Here is a 20,949-nt window from a genome sequence, read left to right as displayed (position 1 = left end):
ACGACTCGGTAGGGTTTCACGGTGGGGGGCCTCCAGGATCGATGGACGGGTTCCCTGGCCGGGCCGGGTGCTGCAACACCCGGCCCGGCGGTTCTCGCGGGCTGTGCGGGGAACTCCCTGGGGAGTTCCGTCAGGACTGGACGAAGACGGCGACCGTGCGTGCCGGGACCGTCAGCGTCCCCGTGGCGGGGTCGAACGTCGACTGCTTCACGACGGCGTCGTCGCCGGCCGTCTGGACGGGATGGAGCGTCACCTGGGTGCCCTTCAGCGCGGCGACGGTCTGCGGCCGTGCCTCGGGGCTCGCGTTGAAGACGACGGTGACCGACTTCCAGCGCGGGTCGATCCCCGTGGCGTCCAGGTGCATGGTCACGACACCCGGGGTCTCCGAGGTGCCGCTGGTCGGGAAGGTCAGGCGCTTTTGCACCTCGGCCAGGCTCGCGAGGCCGAAGACGGGCGAGGAGGAGCGGATCCGCAGCAGCTCCCCGTAGCGGGCGCGGGCCGCGCCGATCGCGGCGCAGTCCGGCTTCAGCGCCGGGTTGCCGAGCAGCGGCCTGGCGTACTGCCATTTGTCCTCGTTGTCGGCTTTCGGGGGAAGCCCGGCGCCGAAGCCGTTGCCCGCCGAGCAGTCCCACAGCAGCCGGTTGAACCAGTCGCCCGAGTCGTAGGAGTTGCGGTCGAGCGACTTGGAGCGGAGACGCTCGCTGCCCGCGTGCATGAACGAGGTGCCCTGCCCGAGCACGGCCGTGGCCAGCGAGAGCGACTGCATGCGCACCCGGTCGGCCATGGCGGTCGCCGGTGGCAGCTTGTACGCCAGCGCGTCGAACAGCGTCTCGTTGTCGTGGGCGTCGACGTAGGTGACGACCTCGCCCGGCGAGGCGGTGTACCCGGCGGGGGAGCCGTTGTAGCTCACCTCCGAGCCTTTGACCCGCCTGCCGTCGGAGGCGGTGAAGGTGTAGTCGCGGAGGTTGCCGGCCAGCCCGACCTTGATCAGGTCGTGGTAGTTCAGCAGCCGGGCCCGCTGCTGCGCCTCGTCGCCGTTGGCCGGTGAGCCGTTGGGCGCCCCGGCCAGCCCCGAGCCGAAGCCCTGCACGCGGGGGTCGGCGTCGAACGGGCCGCCGCCGCGCACCGCGTCGCGCAGCCGGTCGCTGAAGGTGCCGATGCCGGTGCCGGCCATGTTCGCCTGGATGGCCTGCTCGAAGCGGGCGCCGTCGGCCACCTCGCCGAAGTTCCAGCCCTCCCCGTACAGGATGATCGACTTTCCGTCGACGCCGTCGCGGGCGACGGTCAGCCTGTCCAGGGCCGCGCGGACCGCGACCATGTTCGCCTTCGGATGGTGGCCCATCAGGTCGAACCTGAAGCCGTCCACCTTGTACTCGCGGGCCCAGGTCACGATGGAGTCGACGACGAGTTTGCCCATCATGGCGTGCTCGGGCGCGGTGTTGGCGCAGCAGGTGGAGGTGGCCACCGTGCCGTCGTCGAGCAGCCGGTGGTAGTAGCCGGGCACGAGGCGGTCGAGCACCGAGGTGGGGTCCTGGCCCGCGGCGTGGGTGTGGTTGTAGACCACGTCCATCACCACCCGCAGCCCGGCCCCGTTCAGCCCGGCGACCATGCCGCGGAACTCCCTGATCCGCGACGACCCGTCGGGCTCCGAGGCGTAGGAGCCCTCGGGCACGGTGTAGTGCAGCGGGTCGTAGCCCCAGTTGAAGGAGTCCTTGGCCGCGGTCTTCGCGACGCAGGCCTGCTGCTCCTCGGAGTCGGGGGGCATCGAGGCCAGGTCGCAGGCGGGTTCGGTCCGGTCCGCCCTGCGATCGGGGACGGTCGCCATGTCGAAGACGGGCAGCAGGTGCACGTGGGTCAGCCCGTCCCCGGCCAGCCCGCGCAGCTCCCTCATCCCCGCCGAGTCGCCGGTGAACGCCGCGTACGTGCCGCGCCTCGCCGCCGGGACGGTCGTGTCGGAGGCGGAGAAGTCGCGCACGTGCAGCTCGTAGATCGACGCCTTCTCCTGGGGGACGGCCCTGGGCTTGGCCAGGGACGGCCAGCCGTCGGGCCGCAGGGCCCTGTCGGACAGGTCGGCCAGCTGGCTGCGACCCGAGCCCGCCGACAGCGACAGGCTGTAGGGGTCGGTCACCTCGTTGGTGACGACCTTCCCCTCGCCGGGCGCGTAGACCGTCACCAGGAAGGTGTAGTAGCGGTCCTTCCAGTCCCGCTGTCCCCGCAGCGACCAGACGCCGGTGTCGTCGTCGCGGCGCATGGGGTGGACGGTGCGGGGCCCGCCGGAGGAGTCGCGGTACAGCGCCAGCTCGACCTTGGCCGCGGTCGGCGCCCAGACCGACAGCCTGGGCGTGCCGCCGCTCCACGAGGGCCCGAGGCCGGCGGTCGCCGCCTTGGGGTACAGGTCGTCGAGCACGCCGGGCAGCTGCACGCCGGTGGCGGCCAGCAGCACGCCCGAGGCGTCGCGCTCGACGGCCACGACCTGGCCGCGGGTGGCCTCGCCCACCAGGTCGGCGTCGCGCGGGTCGACGGTGAACGCGGCGTGCCCGGCCAGGTGCGGCCACTTCGCCTTCTGCGCCTCGGTCAGCGCGCCGGGCGCGAGGCGGACGAGCCTGAGGTCGCCGGTCAGGTCGCCCTTGGCGTAGGCGATGCCGCCCTTGGCGGAGAAGGCCAGGGAGTAGCGGTTCGCGGTGGAGGGGTCGATCTTCCAGGCGACGGTGGCGCGGTCGATCCAGTGCGCCGACGACTTCGACAGGTCGGCGTCGGCGCCGCGCGCCGAGGGCTGGGGCAGCAGGTAGCCCTCGGTGGCCGCGACCCGCCACGCCTCGTGGCCGGTCGACGTCAGGTCCAGCGACTGGTTGTCCGGCAGGTCCTTGGCGTCACCCTTGTGGATGATGTAGTTCACGGTCTTGGCCCCCTCGCTCAGGGGGACGCGGAAGTGAACGCCGAACCCGTCCTCACCCGCGGGCGGCAGCGGCGCGCCCCACTCGGTGGGAGCCGCCACGTCGCCCCACAGGTGAAGTCCCCAGCCGTCGTAGTTCCCGTCCGGCCGGTGGTAATGCAGGATCGCGACGTTCTCGGCCGCCGCCCGGGTCGGGTGGACCTTCGCCACGCCCGAGGTGACGTAGGCGTCGGGCCGCAGCGCCGGGGTGAACGACTGGTCGGGCCCGGGGTCCTTGGTGTCTCCCCTGTGCACGATGAAGTTCGCCGGGGCGGAGGCGTCCTTCAGCGGCACCCTCCAGAACGCGCCGTAGGAGTCGACGCCGTCCGGCGGGCGCGGCGTGGCCCAGTCGGTGGGCACCCCGTCGGCGAGCCCGTCGCCCCACAGGTGAAGCCCCCAGCCGTCGTAGTTCCCGTCCGGGCGGCCGTAGTGGACGGTCGCGTACCCCTGGGCCGCCGCGCGGGACAGGTGTGTCTCGGGTTTCCCCTTCGCCAGCCAGACCTCGCCGTTCCTGGCGGGGTTCACGATCCGGTCGCCGCCGTCCTTCTCGTCACCCTTGTGGGCGATGATCCCGACGCTGGTGGCGCCCGGCTTGAGCTTGATCCAGGCGAAGCGGCCGTAGGCGTCCTCGCCGGTCAGCGGGAGCGGGGTCGCCCACTCGGTCGGGTTCTCCACGTCGCCCCAGACGTGCAGGCCCCAGCCGTCGTAGTCGCCGGCGTTCTCCCGCTGGTAGTGCACGACCAGCCAGTCACGCTTGACCGCGCCGGGCTCCTCGGGGGCGGGCTCGGCGCCGACGGTCGCCTGCGCCACCGCCGAGGCGAACCGGCCCGCGGAGTCCTTCACCACGGCCTTGTACGAGATCTTCGTGCCCGCCGCGAGGCCTCGCAGGTCGTGGAAGACCCGGAAGGCCCGGCCCGAGGGGGTGGCGTTGGGGGCGTCGTCGGTGCCGATCGCCCTCCAGGATCCTTCGCCCACCTTGGCGGCGAAGGTGACCTGGTCGAAGCCGGTGCCGGGCACGGTCGCGACGACCGGGATCCGGCCGTCCTCGGCGGTGCCCCCGATCTCCGTACCGGGCAGGGCGATCGAGACGGCCGGGGCCGAGGCCGGGGCGGCGAGTCTGGCGGGCGCCTTGTAGACGACCGCCGACAGGGCGGGGACGGTGAGCGCCAGCTTCGTGTCCGCGCCCGTGGTGAGCGTGGCGGCGCCCTCGCCGTACACCCTGGTGAAGGCCGCGCCCGCCGAGAAGGTGGGCACGCTCGCGGTGGCGGGTCGCTCGGCGTTGTTGACCGCCACCAGATACTCGACCTGCCGCGCGGCGTCGATCCTGGAGAAGGCGTAGACGCCGCCGGAGACCAGCCGCTCGATCTGGGCGCCGTCGGCCAGGGCCGGGTGGGCGTCGCGCAGCGCGGCCAGGGCGGAGATGCCCCGGTAGAGGGGGTGGGAGGGGACGAAGTTGTCCTTCGCGTGGGTGGAGTCGGTGCCGATCAGGTCGTCGCTCAGGTAGCTCTCGGTCCTGGAGGCGAACATGGACGCGCGGGCGTCCTGGTCGCCGCCCTTGCCGGTGAAGCCCTGCTCGTCGCCGTAGTAGACGACGGGCTGGCCCCGGGTGAGATACATCAGCTCGTGGGCGAGCAGGTCCCTGCGCAGCAGCTCGGAGTCGGGGGCGCCCGGGTTGTCCTGAGAGACGAAACGGCCGATGCGGCCCATGTCGTGGTTGCCGAGGAAGGTCGGCAGCGACGACGCGTTGCCGTCGGCGTCGGTGTGGTGGTCGTCCCCCGCGTACAGCCGGGCCAGCCGGGAGGCGTCGGCCGTGCCGCCGCCGAAGGAGCGGGCGGCCTCCTGGAACGGGAAGTCGAGGGTGGCGTTCATGCCGCCCCGGGTGGAGTAGCGGCTGGTGAAGGAGGGCTCGCCGGAGTAGACCTCGCCGAACATGAAGAACCGCTTGTTGCCGTGCTGGGCCGCGTAGCCGCGCAGGGCCGGGGAGAACCTCTCCCAGAACTCCATGTTCACGTGCTTGGCGGTGTCGATGCGGAAGCCGTCGAGGCCAGTGTCGCGCACCCACGTCTTGTAGATGTCGGTCATGCCCCTGACGACCTCGGGGCGCTCGGTCCACAGGTCGTCGAGGCCGAAGAAGTCGCCGTACTCGTCGTTCTCGCCGCCGCTGAAGGTGGAGTCGCCCCGGTTGTGGTACATCGTCGGGTCGTTCAGCCAGGACGGGGTCTTGACGTTCCTCGGCGCGACCGGCGTGTACGGGAACGAGTCCTTGTCCACCTTCGGGAAGGTGTCCTTGCCCGCGTGGTCGCGGTCGTCGAACGGCACGCCGCCGGTGTCGACGTAGGGGTAGGCGCCCTTGGAGCGGTACGAGTAGGTCTTCTCGGTGTAGTCGACCACGTCGGCCGTGTGGTTGGTGATGATGTCGAAGAAGACCTTCATCCCGCGCCGGTGGGCCTCGCGCACCAGCTCCTTCATCTGGGCGTTGGTCCCCAGGTGCGGGTCGATCCTGGTGAAGTCGGTGATCCAGTAGCCGTGGTATCCGGCCGAGACGTTCGCGCCGGTGCCCTGCACGGGACGGTTCACGAACGCCGGGGTGATCCAGATCGCAGTGCTGCCCAGGTTCTTGACGTAGTCGAGTTTGCCGAGCAGGCCCTTGAGGTCGCCGCCCTGGTAGAAGCCCTTGTGCGTGGGGTCGAAGCCGGTGGCGAGCCGGTCGCCGGACAGGCCGCCCCGGTCGTTGCCGGTGTCGCCGTTGGCGAACCGGTCGGTCATCGCGAAGTAGAAGCGCTCGCGGCTCAGGTCGGTGCGGAGCGCGTCGCGCGCGAGGTCCCTGTCGGAGGGCTCGGCGGTGCGGCTGAGCGCGGACACCACGGGATCGGCGCCGGAGGTCACGTGGCCGGCGGGCCCGCCGTCGCGTGCCCGCGCGGACGCGGGTACGGACAGGGGCGTGGAGGCCGGTACGGAAAAGGTCGCGGACGCGGGGGAGGTGGACGCGGCGGCGGGGAGCGGGGCGGCTGCGAGGGGGGTGGTGATCAGGGCTGCCGCGAGCGCGGCACCCGTCAGAAAGGTCGTTCTCGCGCGCCGTGGGGGGAGCGGCCAGACCACGGGGGGCCTCCACGGGAGTTGTTTCGAGGGTATTGCCCGGAAGTTACTCACTGGGAATGGTCTGTGCAATCCCTTGCGGCAATTTTCTGAATCCCGGCAATTCGGGGGCGTCCGGAAGGGGCCCAATCAAGAGGCCAAAACGTACAAAAGGCGACTTATCGCCCTTGAGGTGACGATATCGCCGCTCGTGGTTCGATCGGAGGATGGTCTGACTCCTCGGTTTTGGGCAGCTTTGTAACGACTTTGCAGACTCTTGCAGAAACTTCTTCCAATGAGGTTCGCGTCGGCGTAACGTCCGGCGTACTCCAGACCCGGCCGGACGGCTCTTCGGTCCGGCCGCCCCCTTGAACACGAGGAGAAGAACATGCGGCGAGCCTTCTCGGCCGCGACGATTGTCGCGGCCCTCGCCCTGGCGGTCTCCGCCTGTGGTGGCGGTGACGCCGGTACGGCGGCCCCCGCCCAGCCCGCTGCGACGGACCCGTCGAAGATCAGCGGTGAGATCACCTGGTGGGACACCGTCAGGCCCGACAGCGAGGGCCCGACGTTCCAGGCGCTCATCAAGGAGTTCCAGGCGAAGTACCCGGGCATCAAGGTCAAGTACGTCAACGTCCCCTCCGACCAGGCACAGAACCAGTTCCAGACGGCGGCGCAGGCGGGCGCGGGGGCCCCGGACGTGATCCGCTCCGAGGTCGCCTGGACCTCCCAGTTCGCCTCGCTCGGCTACCTCCAGCCGCTGGAGGGCACGCGCGCCGTGGAGAACGAGTCGGACTTCCTGCCGGGGCCGCTGAGCAGCACCAAGTACAACGGCAAGACGTACGCCGTCCCGCAGGTCACCGACACCCTCGCGCTCATCTACAACAAGCGGCTCCTGGCGGAGGCCGGGCACGAGAAGGCCCCCGCCACGCTGGAGGAGCTCAAGAAGGCCGCGCTCGACGTCAAGGAGAAGACCGGGGCCAGCGGCCTCGCGCTCAACGTCGACTCCTACTTCCTGCTGCCCTTCATGTACGGCGAGGGCGGTGACCTCCTCGACGTGCAGAACAAGAAGATCACCGTCAACTCCCCGGCGAACGTGAAGGCCATGGCCGCCGTCTCCGACCTGATCACCTCCGGTGCCGCGCCCAAGCCCGCGATCCAGGACAGCTACGCCAACGCGATGACCGCCCTCAAGGACGGCAAGACCGCGATGATCTACAACGGCCCGTGGGCGCTGTCGGAGATCTACCAGGGCAAGGAGTTCAAGGACAAGGAGAACCTGGGCATCGCGCCCGTCCCGGCGGGCTCGGTCAAGGCCGGGGCCCCCACCGGTGGCTGGAACCTGGCCATCTACGCCGGTTCCAAGAACCTGGACGCCTCCTACGAGTTCGTCCGTTTCATGAGCACCCCCGAGTCCCAGGCCAAGGTCGCCAAGGAGATCAGCCTCCTGCCGACCCGCGTCTCCGCGTACGACAACCCCGACGTGCAGGCCAACAAGGACGTCTCCGTCTTCAAGCCCATCATGGAGACCGCGACCGCGCGGCCGTGGATCCCCGAGGGCGGCCAGCTCTTCCAGCCGCTCCTCGAGGGCTACCAGTCGCTGGTCGGCGGCACGGCGACCCCCGAGGACATGCTCAAGAAGGTCGACGGCCAGTACCGAGGCATCTTCAAGGACTGGAGCTGATCCGTGGCGCTCTCGACTGGGCGTGTGAACAGCACGGCCAGGGACCGGGCCGCGGGTGCCGGCGGCGCCCGCGGCCGGGGCCGCCCCCCGGGCGGCCCGTTCCGGCGGGCGCTGGGCAGGCACTGGTACGCCTGGGCCATGGTCGCCCCGGTGATCCTGGTGACCGGCCTGCTGGTCGGCTGGCCGCTGGCCAGGGGCGTCTACCTGTCGCTGACCGACGCCACCGAGGCCAACATCGGCCGGACGATCGGCGTCAACGTCATCCCCTCGACCTACGAGTTCGTCTGGTTCGACAACTACGTCGCGATCCTGACCAGCGGATTGTTCTGGGAGAAGCTGACCTGGACGGTCGTGTGGACCGTCGTCTGCGTGGCGTTCCACTACGGGCTCGGGCTCGGCCTGGCCCTGCTGCTCAACCGCAAGGTCAGGTTCCGCTCCGCCTACCGGTTGCTGCTCATCCTGCCGTGGGCGATCCCGGGCTTCGTCTCGGCGTTCATCTGGCGCTACCTCTACAACAGCGACTTCGGCGTGATCAACGCGATGCTCAGGGCCGCGGGCCTGGGAGCGGTCGGCTGGCTCGACGACCCGACCACGGCGAAGATCGCGGTCATCGCGGTCAACGTCTGGATGGGCGTGCCGTTCATGATGGTCGCCGTGCTGGGCGGGCTCCAGTCGATCCCCGGTGAGCTGTACGAGGCGGCCGAGGTGGACGGCGCCACGCCGTGGCAGCGCTTCCGCTTCATCACGGTTCCCGGCCTGCGCACCGTGTCGAGCACGGTCGTCCTTCTGGGCACGATCTGGACGTTCAACATGTTCCCGGTGATCTATCTGATCAGCGGGGGAGGTCCGGGCAGCTCCACCGAGATCCTGGTCACCTACGCCTTCCGTGAGGCCTTCACCGGCGTCCGCAACTACTCCAACTCCGCGGCATGGGGAGTGATCATCCTCCTGCTCCTCGTCGTGCTGGCCGTGGTCTACCGGCGCTCGCTGCGCAAGCAAGGGGAGGTCTGGTGACCACCGGCACCGTTGAAACCGCCAGGACCGGGCGCGCCCGGGGGCGCGGGGAACGCGGCGTGGGGAAGTCGATCCTGCTGCACGCGACCCTGCTGGCCGCGGTCGCCGTCTCGCTGTTCCCGATCGTCTGGCTGGTCCTGACCTCGCTCAAGCCGCGCGACGGCTGGCTCTCCAGCGAGCTGGAGATCTTCAACCAGCCCTCGCTGGACAACTACGTCCGGGTGCTGACCGAGACGCGGTTCCCGACCTGGCTGCTCAACTCGGTGATCGTCGCCGGGCTGACCACGGTCATCGGCGTCTTCCTGGCCTCCACGACCGGGTACGCGGTCAGCCGCTTCCGCTTCCCCGGCTACCGCGGGGTGATGTGGATGCTGTTGGTCATCCAGATGTTCCCGGTGGCGATCCTGATCGTCCCCCTCTACAACCTGATGGCGGGCCTCGGGCTGCTCAACCAGATCCCCGGCCTGGTCATCGCCTACATGACGGTGGCGGTGCCGTTCTGCGCGTGGATGATGAAGAGCTACTTCGACTCCATCCCGCGTGAGATCGACCAGGCGGGACTGGTCGACGGCCTGACGCCGTTCGGCGCGTTCTGGCGGGTCATCCTGCCGCTGGCCAGGCCGAGCCTGGCGGTCACCGCGTTCTACTCGTTCATGACCGCCTGGGGCGAGGTGGCCTACGCCACCGTGTTCATGTCGCAGGAGGAGAAGCGCACGCTCGGCATCGGGCTCCAGCAGTTCGTCGGCCAGCACTGGTCGGACTGGGGCCTGCTCACGGCCGCGGCGGTGCTGATCGCGGTTCCGGCGGCGGTCGTCTTCCTGCTCGTCCAGCGGCATCTGGTCACCGGGCTTACCGCCGGTGCCACGAAGTCGTAACACCACCGTGCTATTACGTCCTGATATGTCATCTGATCGGGGGATTTAATATGACCGAGCTTGTCCGGGCGGACCGTGGTGCCGGGACCGTCACCCGATGGTGGCGCGACGCGGTGATCTACCAGGTCTACGTGCGAAGCTTCGCCGACGGCAACGGCGACGGCGTGGGGGACCTGCTCGGCGTGCGCGGCAGGCTCCCGTACCTGGCGGATCTCGGGGTCGACGCGGTCTGGCTCACCCCGTTCTTCACCTCGCCGATGGCCGACTTCGGCTACGACGTGGCCGACTACCGGGACGTGGACCCGATCTTCGGGTCGCTGGCCGACGCCGGGGCGCTGATCGACGACGCGCACCGGCACGGCCTGCGCGTCATCGTGGACGTGGTGCCCAACCACACCTCCGACCGGCACGCCTGGTTCCTGGAGGCCCTGGCGGCGCCCCCCGGAGACCCCGCGCGGGAGCGCTACATCTTCCGCCCCGGCCGGGGCGCCGGCGGGGAGCTGCCGCCCAACGACTGGGAGTCGGTCTTCGGCGGTCCCGCGTGGACCCGGCTGCCCGGCGGCGAGTGGTACCTCCACCTGTTCGCGCCCCAGCAGCCCGACCTCAACTGGGAGAACCCCGAGGTCCACGCGGAGTTCGAGTCGATCCTGCGGTTCTGGCTCGACATGGGCGTGGACGGCTTCCGCGTCGACGTCGCCCACGGCATGGTCAAGGCGGACGGCCTGCCCGACGTCGGCCACGCCGACCAGGTCCGGATGATCGGCACCGAGGTGGTGCCGTTCTTCGACCAGGACGGCGTGCACGAGATCCACCGCGCCTGGCGCAAACTGCTCGACTCCTACCCCGGGGAGCGGATCGGCGTCGCCGAGGCGTGGGCACCGTCCTCGCAGCGGCTGGCCAACTACGTCCGCCCCGACGAGATGCACCAGGCGTTCAACTTCCACTTCCTCAACGCCCCCTGGGAGGCCGCCGGGTTCCGCGCGGTCATCCAGGAGTCGCTGACGACGGCCGGGCTGGTCGGCGCGCCCTCCACCTGGGTGCTGTCCAACCACGACGTCAAGCGCCACCTCACCCGGTACGGCGGCGGCGAGGTCGGCCTGCGCCGCTCCCGCGCCGCGGCCCTGCTGACGCTCTCCCTGCCCGGCTCGGCCTACGTCTACCAGGGCGAGGAGCTCGGGCTGCCCGAGGTCCTCGATCTGCCGGAGGAGTTCCTGCGCGACCCGCAGCGCCTGCGCAACCCCGACGACGGCCGCGACGGCTGCCGGGTGCCGATCCCGTGGGCCGACGGCGAGCCGCACTTCGGCTTCAGCCTGCCCGGTACCGAGGGGACGTGGCTGCCCATGCCGCCCTCCTGGGGGCCGCTCAGCGTCGCGTCCCAGCTCGGCGACCCGGCCTCCACGCTGAACCTCTACCGGGAGGCGCTGCGGATCAGGCGCGAGCGCCGTTCCTTCGACGACGCCCCGCTGACCTGGATCGACTCCCCGGAGGGCACCCTGGCCTTCGCCAGGGGCGACGGGTTCGCCTGCACGGTCAACCTCACCGGCGAGCCCGTGGAACTGCCCGCTCCCGGGCGGATCCTGCTGGCCAGCACGGAGACGGTTGTGACGGGCGGCCTGGTGCGGCTCGCCCCCGACTCCGCCGTCTGGTGGGAACCCGATGTCGCATAGCACCGGGCAGCTCGGCCCCGGCGGTCCTGGCGCCGGCGGCACCGGCAACGGCACCGCCAGGCTGACCGACATCGCGGCGCAGGCCGGGGTCAGCGAGGCCACGGTCAGCCGGGTGCTCAACGGCAAGCCGGGCGTGTCCGCCCTCACCCGGCAGGCGGTGCTGACGGCTCTCGACCTGATGGGGTACGAGCGCCCGCAGCGGCTGCGCCAGCGCAGCAACGGGCTGATCGGCCTGGTCACCCCCGAGCTGGACAACCCGATCTTCCCGGCGTTCGCCCAGGCCTTCGAGAAGACGCTCACCCAGCACGGCTACACCCCCGTGCTCTGCACCCAGCTGCCCGGCGGGGCGGTCGAGGACGAGTTCACCGAGATCCTGGTGGAGCGCGGGGTCAGCGGCATCATCTTCGTCTCCGGGCTGCACGCCGACATCACCGCGCGCTCGGACCGCTACACCCAGCTGATCGGGCAGGGCGTGCCGATCGTCCTGCTCAACGGGCACGCCGCCGACGTGCCCGCCCCGTTCATCTCCCCCGACGACCGGGCCGCGGCCCGGCTGGCCGTCCAGCACCTGGCCGATCTGGGACACGAGCGCATCGGCCTGGCCGTCGGCCCCGGCCGGTTCGTACCGGTGATCAGGAAGATCGAGGGCTACCGGCAGGCCATGTCCCAGCTGCTCGGCGTCACCGACGTCGACGGGCTGATCTCGCACTCGCTGTTCTCGGTGGAGGGCGGCCAGGTCGCGGCGGCGCAGCTGCTGGCACGCGGCTGCACGGGGATCGTGTGCGCCTCGGACCTGATGGCGCTGGGTGCGATCAGGGCCTGCCGCGACCGCGGGCTCTCCGTACCGGGGGAGGTGTCGGTGGTGGGGTTCGACGACTCGCCGCTGATCGCGTTCACCGACCCGCCGCTGACCACCGTGCGCCAGCCCGTGCAGCCGATGGTCACCGCCGCCGTGCACACCCTCCTGGAGGCCGTCGCGGGCGCGCCCGGCCAGCACTCCGAGCTGATCTTCCAGCCGGAACTCATCGTGCGGGGCTCGACGGGTTCGGGCCCCAAGATCGTTCGCTGAGCGTCCCCGCCCGCTGACATTTCGCGACGATCCATTTCTGCCACCGTCACGGGCTTCCCCGGCGTGCCCGGCCCTCCCTATACTCCGATCCTCACCGCGAAGACCGCCGCAGCCGCCGGTCCTCCGGAACGCCGTGAGGACCGCAGCCGCCGGTCCTCCGGAACACCGCGAAGACCGTAGCCGCCGGTCTTTCCGGGCACCGCGAAGACCGCCAGAGCCGCCGGTCCTCTCGAACATCGCGAAGGCCGTCAGAGCCGCCGGTTCTTCCGCTCGGCATGTGCTTGATCCGGGCCGCCCGCGGTCCGGGACCTCACCGTTGTTCGATCCGTCGATCTCGCGCGCCCGCCCCAGGAGGCCGGTTTGAGTGTGCACGATACCGCCCAGATCGCCATGACCGTCGATCCTTCCTCCCGGTCCATCTTCCCGATCCCCGGCCGCGTGGGCACGCCCTCGCGCCGCGAAGCGGAGCAGGAGACACCGTGAAGGACGTTTCCCACTTATCCGGCGGCCCGAGCCGCCACGAGCCCTACAGCACCTCCTCGACCTCCTCCACCCCCGCCACCCCCGCGGACCGGGTCGCGCGGGCCGCGGTCGTCGGGGCGGGCCCCGCGGGGTCGCTGCTCGCCATCCTTCTCGCCCGGCGCGGCCACCCGGTCGACGTCTACGACATGCGTCCCGACCCGCGCGACGGCAAGGGCGACGGCGAGGGACGCTCGATCAACCTGGGCCTGTCGGCCCGGGGCATCCGCGCCCTGCGGCACGTCGGCCTCTGGAACGCTCTCGGGGACCGGCTCGTGCCCATGCGGGGACGCATGATCCACCGTCCGGACAGGCCCGCGACCTTCCAGGCGTACGGCACCGACCCGGGGGAGATCCTCTACTCGGTCCGCAGGGACGAGCTGACCACCCTCCTCGTCGAGCGTGCCGCGGAACACGAGGGGGTCAGGCACCTCTTCGGCGTCCGCTGCGCGGGAGTCGACCGTGAGAGCGGGGAACTGACCCTGGCCGACGCGATCACCGGGGAGACGCGCGGGGCCGGCGCGGACTTCGTGGTCGGCGCGGATGGAGCGTTCTCCGCCGTACGCGCCGCCATGCAGCGGGGGCTCGCCGCCGACTACCGCCAGGAGTTCCTCGAATGGGGGTACAAGGAACTCACGATCCCCGCGGCCCCCGGTGGCGGCTCCCGCGTCCCGTTGCACGCTCTGCACGTCTGGCCCGGCGAGAACGCCCTGATCGTCGCCCATCCCAACGTGGACGGCTCGCTGACCGCGACGCTCTTCCTGCCGCACTCCGGCGCCCCCGGCTTCGCCGAACTCGCCGAGGAGCGCGACGTGATCGGCTTCTTCCGGCGGGTGTTCCCGAGCGTGGTGGAACTCGTGCCCGACCTGGCCGCGCAGTACGCCGCCAACCCGGTCGGGAACCTGGTGACCATCCGCACCTCGCGCTGGAGGCACGCCGACCGGGTGGTCCTGGCGGGCGACGCCGCCCACGCGGTCTACCCGTTCTACGGCCAGGGCATGAACTCGGCCCTGGAGGACTGCCTGGTGCTCGACGGCTGCCTCGCCCGGCACCCCGGCGACCGCGCGGCCGCGTTCGACGAGTATCAACGGCTGCGCAAACCGCACACCGACATCCTCGCCGACCTGTCGGAGCGGAACTTCGCCGACCTGCGCGACGGCACCCGGTCACCGCTGCGGCTGGCCCGCAGGCAGGCCGACCTCGCGCTGAACCGCGCCTTCCCCACCCTGTGGCGGCCGCTCTACACCATGGTCTCGCACACCGACATGCCCTACGGCGAGGCGTTGCGCCGAGCCCGCCGGCAGGACCGCGTGCTGCGCTGGTCGGGCGCGGCACTGGCCGCGGGAGCCGCCCTCGCGGCCGTACGGATCAGCTCTTCCCCGCGAAGGACGTCCCCGTGATCGTGCACCCCGACGACCCGTCGCTCCGCCTGATCGAGGTCGCGGACCTCGACGCCCCGTCCCCGCCGCCCGAGGTCCTCGCCCACGGGGACGCGCTGCGCGCCGTCGTGGACTGGGCCGAGACCTACCTGTGCCGCCCCCACCCCGACCTCGGCCGCAACGGCCCGGTCTGCCCGTACGCCCAGGGCTCGCTGAGCAGGAACAGGTTCTACCTCGCGGTGCCCGAAGCGGGACCTCGCGCCGTCGAGACCGTCGAGGACGTCGTCGCCGCGGTGGAGCCGTACCGGGCCTGGTTCACCGGGCTCGCGCCGCTGGACGGGCCCGAGGCCGTGTTCACCACGATCCTGCTGCTCCTTCCCGGCCTCGGCGACCGCCTGGCGCTCGTCGACGGCGCGCAGAACGCGCTGAAGGAAGGCTTCGTCGAGGAGGGCCTGATGATCGGGGAGTTCCACGACGGGCCGCCCGACAAGCCGGGGCTGTGGAACCCGTTGCTGCGTCCCCTGGCCGGTCCCGTGCCGCTGCTCGCGATCCGCCACATGGTCGCCACGGACCTCCCCTTCCTGTGGGGAGACCCGGCCCACCGCCGCGCGTACCTGACCCGGTTCGAGGGCAGGGTGCCCGCCCACCTGCGGGAGATCGTCATGGAGACCATCATGGAAGGGGTGGAGTGATGCCGGCCGCGCGCCGCGACCCCGCGGCGCCCATCCCGCTCACCCCCGCCCAGGCGCGCCTGTGGTTCCTCGACCAGGCCGGGCCCGGCGGGGCCTCCTACGTCTGCTGGACCTTCCAGCGCCTCGTCGGGCCGCTCGACACGGACGCGCTGCGCGCGGCCTTCACCACCGTCGTGGGCCGGCACGAGGCGCTGCGCCTGGTCATCGTCGAGGGACCCGCCCAGGTGGTACGGGAGAGCGGGCCGGAACTGCGGGTGGTGGACGCGCCCGACGAGGATCGGGCGCGCGACATCGTCAGGGACGTGCTCTCACGCAGGTTCACCCTCGACGGCGCCCCGCTGCACCGGGCCGTACTGATCAGGGTCGCGGCCGAGGAGCACATCCTGAGCTGGTGCCTGCACCACATCATGTGCGACGCGCCCTCGCTCGGCATCCTGGAGGAGGACCTCTGGGCCCACTACCGGGTCCTGGTCGACGGCGGGGAGCCGCCGGGGCCGGTCTCCGCCCAGTTCCCCGACTACGCCGCCTGGCTCGCCGGGCCGGGAGCGGCGGGGCACGAGGCGGGACGGGAGCACTGGCGCGAGCACCTGTCCGGCGCGCCCGCCGTCACCACCCTCCCCCAGGACCGGGCCCGGCCTCGCGAACCCGTACTGGGCGGGGCCCGCAGGTCCCTGCGCCTGCCCGACCCCCTGGTGTCGGACCTGTACGCCCTCGTCAAGGCGCGGCGCTGCACCCTGTTCGTCATCGCGATGTCGGCGATGACCGCCACTCTGGCCAGGCACTCCGACGAGGAGGACGTGGTCGTCGGGACCGCCCTGGTCAACCGGCACCTGATCGAGCTGGAGGGCTCGGTCGGCTGCTACATCAACCTCATCCCGGTACGGACGGACCTGCGGGCCGACCCCACCCTGGCCGAGCTCCTGCGCGCCGTGCGCGGCTCGGTCATCAGGGGGCTCGGCCACCAGGCGACGCCGTTCGAGGAGATCGCCGAGCTGGCCGGGGCGCCCCGGGACCTGCGCAGGAACCCCGTCTTCCAGACGCTGCTCGTCATGGGGGAGGGGGGACGGTCCACCGAGCGGGCGGCGAACCTCACCACGGAGACGTGGGAACTCGATGAATCGTCCCCCGGCGCCCGTTTCGACCTGACCCTCGTCGTGAGCGTGAGCGAGAGAGGGATCGAGCTGCACGCCGACTACTCCGCCGACCTCTACGACGAGGGCACCGTCGACCGGTTCCTGCGCCACGTCGTCGTCTTCCTGTCCGCCTTCACCGCCACGCCGGACCTGCGGGTCTGGCAGATCCCGCTCCACGACGAGGTTCACAACGAGGTCCACGGCGAGGTCCGCAACGGGGTCCACGACGAGGTCCACGCCGGTACGCCGGGCGCCTCCGCCTCGCCCGGCGGCCTTCCACGGGGCGAGGAGTACAGCTCCGCCTCCCCGGGCGATGGACCGGCGCCTCACGCTCCCCGGTCCGCGGGGGACTTCACGGCGGTCCACGATCTCATCGCCCGGCGGGCGGCCGAGGCACCCGGCGCTCCCGCGCTGGTCTCCGAGACGGGGACGATCGGCTACGGCGAGCTGGAACGCCGTTCGGCGCGGCTGGCGGCGCGGCTGCGGGAGGCGGGCGCGCGGCGCGAATCCGTCGTCGCCATCGTCCTGCCGAACGGCGAGGACGCCGTGGTCGCCCTGCTCGCCGCGTTGAAGGCGGGTGCCGCCTACCTGCCGCTCAACCCGGCCGACCCGCCGGACAGGATCTCCGGGATACTCCTGGAGGCCGGGGCGGTCGCCGCCGTCACCTCCGACGGGCACCGCGACGCGCTCGCGGGCTACCCGGGCACGGTTCTCATCGCCGGGGACGTCGGCGACGTCGATGGCGGGGGGCGCGGGGAGGCCCGGGGCCCCGGACGTCTCGCAGGTGACCCCGGTGACGTGGGTGGTCCGGATCGCACGGGCGCTCTCGGCGACGTGGGCGGCTCCGGCGGCCCCGGTGGGGTGCCGCCCGCGGGACCGGAGGACCTCGCGTACGTGATCTACACGTCGGGGTCCACGGGGCGGCCCAAGGGGGTGATGGTGACCCACGGGACACTCGCCCGGCTGACCGAGTCGTTCCGTACCGTCCACGGGTTCGGGCCCGGCGGGCGGGTGCTGATGCTGCCGCCGCTGACCTTCGACGCCTCGGTGGGGGACGTGTTCCCCGCCCTGTGCTCGGGGGCCGCCGTCGTGCTGCACCCCGACCCCGCCCTGCTCGACGGGCCGGAGCTGGTGCGCTTCTGCGCGCGGCACGGCGTGACCGCGGTCGACACCGCGGCCTCCCTGTGGCGCGGGTGGGCGGCCGTGCTGGCACCCGGAACGGTACCCGCGAACTGGCCGGTCACCACGATGATGGTCGGGGGAGAGCGGGTACCGCTCTGGGCGGTCCGCGCCTGGGCCGCCGCCACCGGCGGCCGGGTCGAGCTGTTCAACCACTACGGCCCGACCGAGGCGACCGTGTGCGCCACGGTGCACCGCACCCGCGACGGCGCCGAGGCGGCCGGGCGGGAACACCTGCCGATCGGGCGCCCCCTGCCGCACGTCCGCGCGTACGTCCTCGACCGCAGGGGCGGCCTGGCGCCCACCGGCACGCCGGGCGAGCTCCACCTGGGCGGTGACTGCCTGGCCCGGGGCTACGTCGCCCGGCCGGAGGAGACCGCGGCGCGGTTCGTCCGCGACCCCCACGCCGGGCGCGAGGGGGCTCGCATGTACCGGACCGGGGACCTGGCCAGATACCTGCCCGACGGGACGCTGGAGTTCCTCGGGCGGGCCGACCGGCAGCTGAAGGTCAACGGCTACCGGATCGAGCCCGCCGAGATCGAGTCCGCCGTCGTGGCGCACCCGGGGGTGCGGGACGCGGCCGTCGTGGCCTCCCCCGAGGGGGACAGGCTCATCGGCTACGTGGCGCCGCGCACCGCCGACTCCGAGGAACTGCGGGGCTTCCTGCGCGAGCGGCTGCCCCGGCACATGGTGCCCGCCGTGCTCGTCCCGCTCGACGAGATACCGCGCACGCCGCACGGGAAGATCGACACCGGGCGGCTCCCGGCCGCCTCGCGGGACGCGCCCGGGTACGTTCCGCCGCGCGGCCCGCTGGAGACGGCGCTGGCCGGGGTGTGGGCCCGGGTACTCGACCTTCCCCGGGTGGGGCGCCACGACAACTTCTTCGCCCTCGGCGGGTCCTCGCTGCTGGCCGCCAGGGTGCTCGGCGAGGTCCGCAAGGACGCCGGGGTCGAGATCTCCCTGGGTGGCCTCTTCGAGGCGGCCGACCTGGCGGAACTCGCCGCCTTGGCGGTCACGCCGGAACCGGCCCTCGGCGACGACGACCTGAGGACGCTGGCGGTGCTGCCCGGCGACGTGCGCGACGCCCTCGGCCCGGCGCGCGAGGTGGCGGGGGACGAGCGCGAGGCGTCCGGTCCCGTGCCCGGCGTAGCGGGGAACGCGCGTGGCGTGCCCGGCGCGCCGGGCACCCTCGGCTCGATCGGCTCCGCGCCGGGCGGGGCGACGGCGGAGTGGCCCCGGCGGGTGCTGCTGACGGGGGCGACGGGCCTCCTCGGGGCACACCTGCTGGCCGAGCTGCTCGACCGGGGCGTTCCCGAGGTGACGTGCCTGGTCAGAGCCGAGGACGAGCATGCCGCCGCCGACCGGGTCCGTGAGGTCCTGACCCGGTACGGCCTCTGGAGACCCGGCCACCGGGAAAGGGTCACCGGCCTGGCCGGGGACCTGACGGCGTCCCGGCTGGGGCTGGAACCCGACGTCTACGACGCCGTGGCGGAGGGGGTCGACCTGATCTGCCACGCCGGGCGGATCGTCAACTTCGTCCAGCCGTACCGGATGCTCGGCCCGGTGAACGTCGGCGGGACCGTCGAGATGGTCCGGCTGGCCGCGCACCTGCGGCCGACCCCGCTGCACACCGTCTCCACCCTCGGCGTCTATCTCGGCTGGGCGGGCAGGGAGCGCCCGATCACCGAGGACGAGGCCCCGGACGACCCGGCCGGGCTGGACTCCCCGTACTACCAGAGCAGGTGGGTCGCCGACGCGGCGGCGCGGCAGGCCCGCGAGCACGGCCTGCCGGTGACGGTCCACCGGCCCGCGAGGGTCGGCGGCCACAGCCTCACCGGCAGGGGCGACCCCGGAGACTACTTCAACCGGCTGCTCACCACGTTCGTCCAGCTCCGCATGGTGCCCGACATCCCCGTCACCGAGGACGTCATCCCCGTCGACCACCTCGCGGCCGCCATCGCCGCGAGGCTCCTGGACCCGGGGTCGGCGGGGCGCGACTTCCACTACTTCGACGCCGAGGGGATCACCTACCGGCAGATGGCGGAGGCCCTGCTCGATCACGGGTACGACGTCGAGCCGGTCCCCTGGGAGCGCTGGCGGGCGGAGATCCTGCGGCGCTCCGCCGAGGGCGAGCCGGTCGCCATGGGGCCGTTCGCCGCCGATCTGGGCGAGAAGCCGCCGGGGCCGCGCGGACCGCGGTTCGACTGCTCGTTCACCTGCCCGCCGCCCGGCTCCGCCCTGATCGGACGCTATCTCGCGTTCCTCGGAACCTCGTCCCCCGGGATTCTTCCCGGAGCGTCTCCGGGGACGCCCTTCGAAACCTCCCCCGAGACGTCCGCCGGGACGTCTCCTGAAATGTCCGCGGAAGGAGGGCTCCGTTGAGAGCCGACGCGCTCAGGTTCGCCGGTATCTGGTCCGCCGAGCTGGTGTCGGTGATCGGTTCCAGCCTCACCGGTTTCGTGCTCAGCGTCTGGGTCTACCAGGAGTCCGGATCCGAGACCCAGTTCGCTCTCACCCTGCTCTGCGCCACGCTGCCCGGCATCCTCATCACCCCCTTCTCCGGGGTGATCGTCGACCGCTTCGACAGGAAGCGGGTGCTCGTGCTGAGCGACTGCGGGGCGGCGCTGTCGACGGCCGCGCTGCTGCTGATCGTCCAGGCGCAGAGCCTGGCCGTGTGGCACGTCTACGTCGCCACCGCGGTCGGCGCGATCTGCGGGACCTTCCACCTCACCGTCTACCAGGCGATGACGCCGCTTTTGGTCCCCGAACGCCACCTGGGACGGGCCAACGGGCTGATGCAGGCCACCTGGGGGCTGCAGATCGCGGCCCCGGTGGCGGCGGGGACGCTGCTGGAGGTGGTGGGACTGCGCGGGGTGCTCCTGCTGGACCTGCTGTCGTTCGCCGTCGCGACGGTCGTGGTCCTGGCGACCCGGCTGCCCCGGTCGGTCACCCGGCCCGAGACCGTGGCGAGCCCGCCGTCGCTGGGCAGCGACCTGCTCTTCGGGCTGCGGCACCTGCGCTCCCACGGACTGTTCCCCCTGCTGGCGGTCTTCGCCGCGTTCAACCTCGTGTTCGCCGTCGCGGGGGTGCTGATCCGCCCGCTCATCCTGTCGTTCACCGGGCCCGCCACGCTCGGGGTGCTGGTGTTCGCCGGCGGGGCGGGACTGTTCGCGGGAAGCCTGGTCATGGGGCTGTGGGGAGGACCGCGCCGCAGGATCACCGGGATGAGCCTCTTCATGGCGGCGGGCGGGCTCGCCCTGGCCGCGCACGGTCTCTCCCCCTCGGTGGCGCTCATCGCGGTGGTCGCCCCCGCGTTCCTGTTCGTCCTGCCGGTCGTCAACGGCTGTGTGATGACGGTCCTGCAGCTCAAGACGGAGGCCGGGGCGCTCGGCCGGGTTCTCGCCACGGCGCGCACCCTGGGACAGTGCGCGATGCCCATCGCCTACCTGAGCGCCGCGCCCGCCGCGGAGCATCTCACCGGCCCCCTGCTGATGCCCGGCGGCGCCCTCGCCGGGAGCGTCGGGGAACTGATCGGGACGGGCCCCGGCAGGGGTACCGCCCTGGTCTTCCTGATCGACGGGCTCCTGCTCGTCGCGCTCGCGGTCACGACCTTCGTCCTTCCCCGGCTCCGCCGCCTCGAGCGCGAGATTCCCGACGCGCCCAGGACGGACACCGCCCCCGCCCCGGTCTCCTGACCCCTCCCACCCCCACGAACCCGCGACCCTGACGAACGA

The 20,949-nt window shown here is 72.1% G+C and carries 11 protein-coding genes; 10 read left to right on the top strand and 1 reads right to left on the bottom strand.

Going from position 1 to position 20,949, the window contains the following annotated elements; genetic code table 11:
- Nucleotides 1-130 precede the first annotated feature (130 nt).
- Nucleotides 131-6,031, bottom strand: a complete 5,901-nt coding sequence (gene pulA, locus ACSDR0_RS21300; RefSeq protein ID WP_435290608.1) for a pullulanase-type alpha-1,6-glucosidase — start codon at nucleotides 6,029-6,031, stop codon at nucleotides 131-133.
- 364 nt (nucleotides 6,032-6,395) lie between these two features.
- On the opposite strand from pulA, the gene ACSDR0_RS21295 reads away from it, so the two are divergent.
- From ACSDR0_RS21295 to ACSDR0_RS21250, 10 genes are all read left to right on the top strand, one after another.
- Nucleotides 6,396-7,688 (top strand): extracellular solute-binding protein, encoded by a 1,293-nt coding sequence (locus tag ACSDR0_RS21295; RefSeq protein ID WP_435290607.1) that lies wholly within the window; start codon nucleotides 6,396-6,398, stop codon nucleotides 7,686-7,688.
- A gap of 24 nt (nucleotides 7,689-7,712) precedes the next feature.
- Nucleotides 7,713-8,702, top strand: coding sequence for a carbohydrate ABC transporter permease (locus tag ACSDR0_RS21290; RefSeq protein ID WP_435290606.1), 990 nt, complete (start codon nucleotides 7,713-7,715; stop codon nucleotides 8,700-8,702).
- Nucleotides 8,699-9,577 carry a sugar ABC transporter permease gene (locus tag ACSDR0_RS21285; RefSeq protein ID WP_435290605.1) on the top strand — a complete coding sequence of 293 codons (879 nt, stop codon included), beginning with the start codon at nucleotides 8,699-8,701 and terminating at the stop codon, nucleotides 9,575-9,577. Before ACSDR0_RS21290 ends, ACSDR0_RS21285 begins: the two co-directional genes overlap by 4 nt.
- Nucleotides 9,578-9,627: 50 nt before the next feature.
- The gene (locus ACSDR0_RS21280) at nucleotides 9,628-11,244 is read left to right on the top strand and encodes a glycoside hydrolase family 13 protein (protein ID WP_435290604.1); all 1,617 of its coding nucleotides are present in this window, start codon (nucleotides 9,628-9,630) and stop codon (nucleotides 11,242-11,244) included.
- Complete coding sequence (locus ACSDR0_RS21275) at nucleotides 11,234-12,313, top strand: LacI family DNA-binding transcriptional regulator (protein ID WP_435290603.1); 1,080 nt, start codon at nucleotides 11,234-11,236, stop codon at nucleotides 12,311-12,313. The genes ACSDR0_RS21280 and ACSDR0_RS21275 overlap by 11 nt, the downstream gene beginning before the upstream one ends.
- Nucleotides 12,314-12,673: 360 nt before the next feature.
- Entirely contained in the window at nucleotides 12,674-12,796 is a 123-nt protein-coding gene (locus tag ACSDR0_RS21270; protein WP_435290602.1) for a hypothetical protein, read from the top strand.
- Nucleotides 12,793-14,232, top strand: coding sequence for an FAD-dependent oxidoreductase (locus ACSDR0_RS21265; RefSeq protein ID WP_435290601.1), 1,440 nt, complete (start codon nucleotides 12,793-12,795; stop codon nucleotides 14,230-14,232). Before ACSDR0_RS21270 ends, ACSDR0_RS21265 begins: the two co-directional genes overlap by 4 nt.
- Nucleotides 14,229-14,903 carry a DUF6875 domain-containing protein gene (locus ACSDR0_RS21260; RefSeq protein WP_435290600.1) on the top strand — a complete coding sequence of 225 codons (675 nt, stop codon included), beginning with the start codon at nucleotides 14,229-14,231 and terminating at the stop codon, nucleotides 14,901-14,903. The genes ACSDR0_RS21265 and ACSDR0_RS21260 overlap by 4 nt, the downstream gene beginning before the upstream one ends.
- A complete protein-coding gene (locus ACSDR0_RS21255) occupies nucleotides 14,903-19,597 on the top strand; it encodes a non-ribosomal peptide synthetase (protein ID WP_435290599.1) in 4,695 nt (1,564 codons plus the stop codon). The genes ACSDR0_RS21260 and ACSDR0_RS21255 overlap by 1 nt, the downstream gene beginning before the upstream one ends.
- Nucleotides 19,594-20,910: an MFS transporter gene (locus ACSDR0_RS21250; RefSeq protein WP_435290598.1), complete on the top strand. Its 1,317-nt coding sequence runs from the start codon at nucleotides 19,594-19,596 to the stop codon at nucleotides 20,908-20,910. Before ACSDR0_RS21255 ends, ACSDR0_RS21250 begins: the two co-directional genes overlap by 4 nt.
- Nucleotides 20,911-20,949 lie beyond the last annotated feature (39 nt).

It is taken from the genome of Streptosporangium sp. G11 (assembly GCF_051192615.1).
Taxonomy (GTDB): Bacteria; Actinomycetota; Actinomycetes; order Streptosporangiales; family Streptosporangiaceae; genus Streptosporangium.
This window is presented reverse-complemented; position numbering and strand designations above follow the sequence as displayed.

Coding starts and splice junctions, on each gene's coding strand:
- ACSDR0_RS21295 (WP_435290607.1), top strand. CDS start 6,396: ATGCGGCGAGCCTTCTCGGCCGCGACGATTGTCGCGGCCCTCGCCCTG.
- ACSDR0_RS21280 (WP_435290604.1), top strand. CDS start 9,628: ATGACCGAGCTTGTCCGGGCGGACCGTGGTGCCGGGACCGTCACCCGA.
- ACSDR0_RS21275 (WP_435290603.1), top strand. CDS start 11,234: ATGTCGCATAGCACCGGGCAGCTCGGCCCCGGCGGTCCTGGCGCCGGC.
- ACSDR0_RS21255 (WP_435290599.1), top strand. CDS start 14,903: ATGCCGGCCGCGCGCCGCGACCCCGCGGCGCCCATCCCGCTCACCCCC.